At 74.4% G+C, this 5,559-nt stretch carries 3 protein-coding genes; 1 reads left to right on the top strand and 2 read right to left on the bottom strand.

Annotation, left to right across the window (positions count from 1 at the left end; genetic code table 11):
- Positions 1 to 122: 122 nt before the first annotated feature.
- A complete protein-coding gene (locus ACFXG1_RS32825; protein WP_384745829.1) occupies positions 123 to 1,010 on the bottom strand; it encodes a 4-hydroxy-tetrahydrodipicolinate synthase family protein in 888 nt (295 codons plus the stop codon).
- Positions 1,011 to 1,444: 434 nt separating this feature from the next.
- Positions 1,445 to 3,301, bottom strand: coding sequence for an endonuclease/exonuclease/phosphatase family protein (locus ACFXG1_RS32820; RefSeq protein ID WP_384745827.1), 1,857 nt, complete (start codon positions 3,299 to 3,301; stop codon positions 1,445 to 1,447).
- Positions 3,302 to 3,965: 664 nt separating this feature from the next.
- Here ACFXG1_RS32820 and ACFXG1_RS32815 point away from each other — a divergent pair.
- On the top strand, positions 3,966 to 5,414 hold the full coding sequence (locus tag ACFXG1_RS32815) for a hypothetical protein (RefSeq protein ID WP_384745825.1): 1,449 nt from the start codon (positions 3,966 to 3,968) through the stop codon (positions 5,412 to 5,414).
- The last annotated feature ends 145 nt before the right edge of the window (positions 5,415 to 5,559 follow it).

The raw sequence follows: 5,559 nt of genomic DNA, 5'->3' as shown, positions 1-5,559 counted from the left end.
AGGTCCTCTCCGGGACGGCCGCCGGGGCCCTCGTGTTTCCGGTCCCGGTCCCGGCCGCGTCGGCGACGTCCGCGTAGGGGCGCGGGCGTCGCTTCGGCGGCGGAACCGGGACCGGGGTCCGGTCAGCCGGTGCCGGTGAGCAGTCCGGCGTACGCGGTGCGCAGCGCGGCCTCCTCGTCCGGGGTCGCGGGCTGGTACGGCGGGCGGACGGGACCCACGCCGAGCAGGGCCTTGGCGGCGACCGCGCCCGGCAGTTCGCCGCCCGTCATCAGCCGGGTGAGCGGGCCGAGCCGCCGGTGGGCGCGGCGGGCCGTACCGGTCTCGCCCCGGTCGAAGGCGTCGCGTACGGCCAGGACCGCGCCCGGGGCCGCGTTGGCGACCGTACTGATACAGCCCGCGGCGCCGATCGCGTACAGCGGCAGATTCAGCTCGTCGCAGCCCGAGTAGTACGCGAGACCGGTGGCCGCCATGGTGTCGGAGGCGCCCGCGAGGTCGTAGGAGCAGTCCTTGACCCCCACGATCCGCGGATGGTCAGCCAGCTCCACCAGGGTCCCGGGGTCGATCCGGGTCCCGGTACGGCCGGGGATGTCGTAGACGAGCAGCGGTAGTCCGCAGCCGTCGGCGACGGCCCGGAAGTGGGCCGCGACCGCGGTCCGCGGCGGCCGGCTGTAGTACGGGGCGACCACCAGCAGCCCGTCGGCCCCGGCCGCCTTCGCCGCCCGTGCCAGCTCCAGGCTGTGCCGGGTGTCCGCGCTCCCCGCGCCCGCGACGAGCGGGACGCCGTCGCCGACCGCCGCGCGCACCGCCCGTACCAGGGTCGCCTTCTCGGCGTCCGTGGTCGTCGGGGACTCCCCGGTGGTCCCGTTCAGCACCAGCCCGTCGCAGCCGTCCGCGATCAGCCGGACGGCCAGCGCCGCCGCCGCGTCGGTGTCGAGCGCGCCGTCCGCCGTGAACGGCGTGACCATGGCGCACAGGACGCGCCCGAAGGGGTGGGAGGGGGAAAGGGCCATGACGGCAGTCTCCGCCGCCCGGACGACTTAGGTCTACTTAGATCTTCTTCGGGTGAAAGGTAAGGAGTGCTGAAGTGTTGGGGGGTGACGCGGTTGACCTCAAGTGGGCTTGCCACGTCGGCGACGACGGCCGCACCCTGCTGCACTACTCGCAGTGGGCGGAGGAGGGGGCGTATGAGCGCCGACGGCACCCGGGTGCTCGACCATGCCGAGTGGGAGACCGCCGAGGCCCACGCCGCGGCCCTGGACGGGCCGGGCGAGGGCGTCGGATCCGGTACCGGGGAATGGCGGAAGGTCCATGCCCGTCCCGGGGTCCGCGGCACCCGGGTCCGCCGGTACACGCCCGGACGCAGCGCGAGTCCGGGCGTGTACCGGCGGTCGCCGTCACGGTGCCGCGGGGGATCCCACCACGGTGACGGCGGTGACGGCGGACGTCACGGCCGGAACCGCAGCAGCTGCGGGTCGTGGTCGCTGTTCTGGTCCGCGAACTCGGCGTTGATGTGGACGCTGTCGTAGCTGAAGTCGCGGATCCCGGGGCTGGTCAGGATCTGGTCCAGCACCTGGCTGTTGCCCTGGAAGACGTACGAGTACCGGTCGCCGCGCGGCAGCGACTTCACGGCCGGGTACAGCGCCCCGCCGTCGGTGAGCGTCTTCGTCGTCGCCGAGAACTCGAAGTCGTTGATGTCCCCGACGACCAGGACGTCGGCCTTGCGGTCGACCGCGAGGATCTCCTTGACGAAGGTGTTCACGGCCCGGGCCTGCTCGACCCGCTTGATCTCGGAGGAACGGTTCGGCGGCTGGCGGTGCGAGGTGAGGGCCTCGTCGCCGCCCTTCGAGCCGAAGTGGTTGGCGACCACGAAGACCTTCTTGCCGCGGAAGGTGAACTCGCCCGCCAGCGGCTTGCGGCTGGACTCCCAGGCCGCGTCGGCCGGGGCGACCCGGCCCGGCGACAGGGTGAGGGCCGCCCGGCCCCGTTCCCGTACGACCCCGGTGGGCGTGGTGGCGTCGCCGCCCGCGCGGTCGGTGAAGGAGACCCGCTCCGGGTTGAAGAGGAAGACCTGGCGGATATTGCCGCCGGGCTCGCCGCCGTCCTTGTTGTTCTCGGGGTCGATACCGCGCCACTCGTAGGCCGGACCGCCCGCCGCCCGTATCGCGGTGATGAATCGTTCCACCGTCTGATCGGCGGCGACGGTGCCGTCGTTCTTCGCCCCGTTGTTGTCCTGGATCTCCTCCAGGGCGAGGATGTCCGGCGACGCCAGATTGCCGACCACGGCCCGCCCGAGGGCGTCGAACTTCTCCTGCGGGTCGGACGGGTCGAGGTTCTCCACGTTGTACGTCGCCACCGACAGCTCGTGGCGGCCCTGCGGCCGGGCGCTCTCCCGCTCGGCGCCCCGGTCGGCGACGGTGAGCGGGGTACGGGCGGTGAGGGTGTAGCCGCCGTACTGGTTGAAGTCCAGCGGGCCCTCCGTCGTACCGGTCAGCACATCGCCGACGTTCGCCGCCGGGAACGGCTGCTCGGCCAGCGGTATCAGCGACTGGACCTTGAGCCGGCCGCCGTTCTGGGAGTCGTACGAGCCGTACCGGGCACCGCCGCGCGGGGTGGGGTTCTCGTGCGGCTTGACCGTCACCCACAGCTCGGAGAAGGCGGAGGCGCCCACGACCCGGGAGGTGCCGATCCGGACGTTCGAGCCCTCCAGCGACTCGTAGTAGTCGAGGGCGAAGCGGCGCGGGTCGAGACGGAGCCCGTTGACGCTGCCGCCCGCGGCGGGGTCACCGGCGGGCGCGTACGCCGCGGGGACCGTCCAGGCGGCGACGGTGACGGCCTCGGGCAGCGGGTTCCCGGTGGACAGGACGGTGACCGCCGGCCGGGAGAGCTGGGTCAGGGACTGGTTCCCCGACGACGTACCGCCGGGCACGAACTCGGTCACGGTGCCCGAGACCAGGACGGAGTCCCCGGGCCTGACGGTCGGTGTGGAGCCGGATCCGGTGAAGACGAAGACGCCTTCACTGGTGGCGGCGTCGCCGTCGCCGTCCGGGTCCTGGAACCAGAAGCCGCGGGACGAGCCGTAGGTCCGGACGCCCGTGACGACGCCGGGGACGTCGGCGACGGCCGTGCCCACCAGCGGGGAGATCCGGGTGGTGCCCTGGATGTCGTGGATCCGGACCGCGGCGGCGGCCGGGTCGGCGGAGGCCGCGGTCGCCGCGGGCGAGGCGGCCAGCAGGCCGGCCGCGACGGCGGAGGCGACGACCGCCGCGATCGCGGCGGGTCTCGGTGTGACGGAAGAAGGCATCGGGAAACTCCCCGGGTCGGTCCGGACGCGATGGACGGCGAACGGCGGAAGGTGCAGGGCCGATCGGACGGGCGAGAGCCGGGGGCGCCCCGACGGCACGGGCCGCGACCTCGGCTCTACGCGCGTCAATCTCCGTGCTGGGCGCATAACTTGTCAAGGGTGCCGGGGTGTCGCGGAGACGGCGGGCGGGCGAAGGACCGGTGCCGGGCGCCCACGGGGCCGTCGACCGGTGGACCTCGTCGGGCCCGGCGACCCGTGGCCCGGGGTCCGTGCCGGTTCGGGGGCGGGGCCGCACACCTTCCGGTCCTCGCGGTCCGGGGCGGGCGGCGGCGCCGGGAGGTTTCGCGCACGTCCGGTGCGAGGGTCACCTCACCGAGTTCGCCCGGGGCACCGCTCCCACCGGAGAGCTCGCGTATCCGGGGCCCGGGGACCCGGTTTCGGCCGTACGCGGCGGTCGGCGGCCGTTCTCGGCCGGGACGGGGGACCGGTGGGGCTCCCGGCGCGACGGGTGCGGGGCGAATGCGTCTACCCTGGGGAACGGCCACCGGGACGAGGCCGTGTCCGCGGAGGCCCGCCCGGCGCGCGACGCCCTCCGGGCGGACGGCACCACCTCGACGAACCACCCAAGGCCCGGACCCCGTACGCCCCCGAGGAGAAGCACCCGATGCCCCAGGACCGTCCCACCCTGCCGCCCGTACGGCTGCGTCCCGACGCGGAGCTGGCGCGGGACGCGCTCGCCTCGCCCCTGCTCTCGCGCGCCGTCCGGCTGGCCCGCTGGGCGGGCCCGGATACCCGGGTCGGCGCGGGGGGCGAGCTGGCCGACGATCTGCTGCCCGCCGCGGCGGCGGAGATCGGCCTGCCCGATGACGACGACGGACAGGCGTACGCGAGCGAGGCCTGGCGCGCCGCCGTCGACGCGGGGCTCGTGGCCGTCGAGGACCCCGAGGGCGACAGCGCCGACCACGGCACCGCGGCGGCGGGCGACCATCTGGCGCTGATCACCTCCGGCTCGCCGCAGGACGTCCTCGCGGTCTGGCTGGAGACCCTGGAGGCCGCGTACGCGGACGCCATCGCGCCCGTACTGGACGATCTCGCGGACATCGTCGGCGAGGACGGCGACCTCGACTACAACGCGCTCGACTGGGATCCCGAGGCGGAGGCCGAGTTCCTCGACGGCGTCCTCGGCAATCTCTATCTGCTCACCCTCGCCGACGGCGAAGGCGCCGACGAGCCGGTGCCGCTGCCCGCGCTCGCCGCCTCGATGATCGTCCCCGACGACATGGGCGAGCCCACGGACGACGTCCTGGAGCAGGTCTCCACCGCGATGGTCCGTCTCGACGACCAGTTCCGGCTGCTGGAGGGCGTCGGTCTGGTCGAGTACCGGCCCGTCGACGAGGCGCTGATGGCGGAGGCGGGCGACGACGTGCCCGACGCCATCGACGAGGAGGACGTGTCCCGGTACGGACTGGTCCGGCTCACGCCCCTCGGTTTCTACGGCGTCCGGGCCCGGATGCTGGAGGCCGGGGTCGAGGCCCCCGCCGTCGGGGATCTGGCCGACAAGGGCGCCGATGTCCTGCTCGACGGGCTCGCGCACTACCCGGAGCAGGCGGCCAGGGCCGAGACCGAGCGGTGGCTGGCCCGCCGTGAGCCCGCGATCGCCACCCGTGAGCTGCTCGCCGCGGCCCGGGGCGCCGACGAGGGCGCCCCGCTGCGCCGGCTCCGCTGCCAGCAGGCGCTCACCCTGGTCGGTCCGCAGGGCGAGCCGGAGGTCCGCGGCGTCCTCGACGATCCCGAGCTGGGCGGTCTGGCCCGGGTCTGGCTCACCGAGCGGGGCGCCTCCGAGGTGCCCGCGCCCTCCGAGGCGATGATCTTCTGGCTCTCCGTCGACACCATCGCCGCACAGCTGGACGCGGGCGGTGAGCTGGAGGAACTCCAGGGGCTCATCCAGGGGTTGACGGGCACCCACACCGGCTTCCTGGACGCGGCCTGGCGGGTCGACCACCCGGCGACGGCGGACGTCCTGGAGGCGATGGGACGGCTGCACCCGGAGAAGCGGGTCGCGAAGGAAGCGCGCAAGGCGGCGTTCCGGGCCCGTTCGCGCCAGGGCGGCTGAGGAACCGTACAGAGCTGAGGAACCGTACGGACGGGTCGTCCGGGCCCGGCCGTGAAAAGCCCGCCGCCCCCGGTCGACCGGGGGCGGCGGGCTTCTGCGGTGGTGACGGCTACGGTCGGCGCGCCGGAGGTCAGAGCGCCAGGGC

The sequence above is a fragment of the Streptomyces sp. NPDC059248 genome (assembly GCF_042753905.1).
GTDB lineage: Bacteria > Actinomycetota > Actinomycetes > Streptomycetales > Streptomycetaceae > Streptomyces.
Note: the sequence above shows the minus strand (reverse complement) of the source record. Positions and strands in the feature narration are given on the sequence as shown.

Bases quoted from the DNA above. Each gene is read 5' to 3' on its own strand.
- ACFXG1_RS32825 (WP_384745829.1), bottom strand. From the start codon at position 1,010: ATGGCCCTTTCCCCCTCCCACCCCTTCGGGCGCGTCCTGTGCGCCATG.
- ACFXG1_RS32820 (WP_384745827.1), bottom strand. From the start codon at position 3,301: ATGCCTTCTTCCGTCACACCGAGACCCGCCGCGATCGCGGCGGTCGTC.
- ACFXG1_RS32815 (WP_384745825.1), top strand. From the start codon at position 3,966: ATGCCCCAGGACCGTCCCACCCTGCCGCCCGTACGGCTGCGTCCCGAC.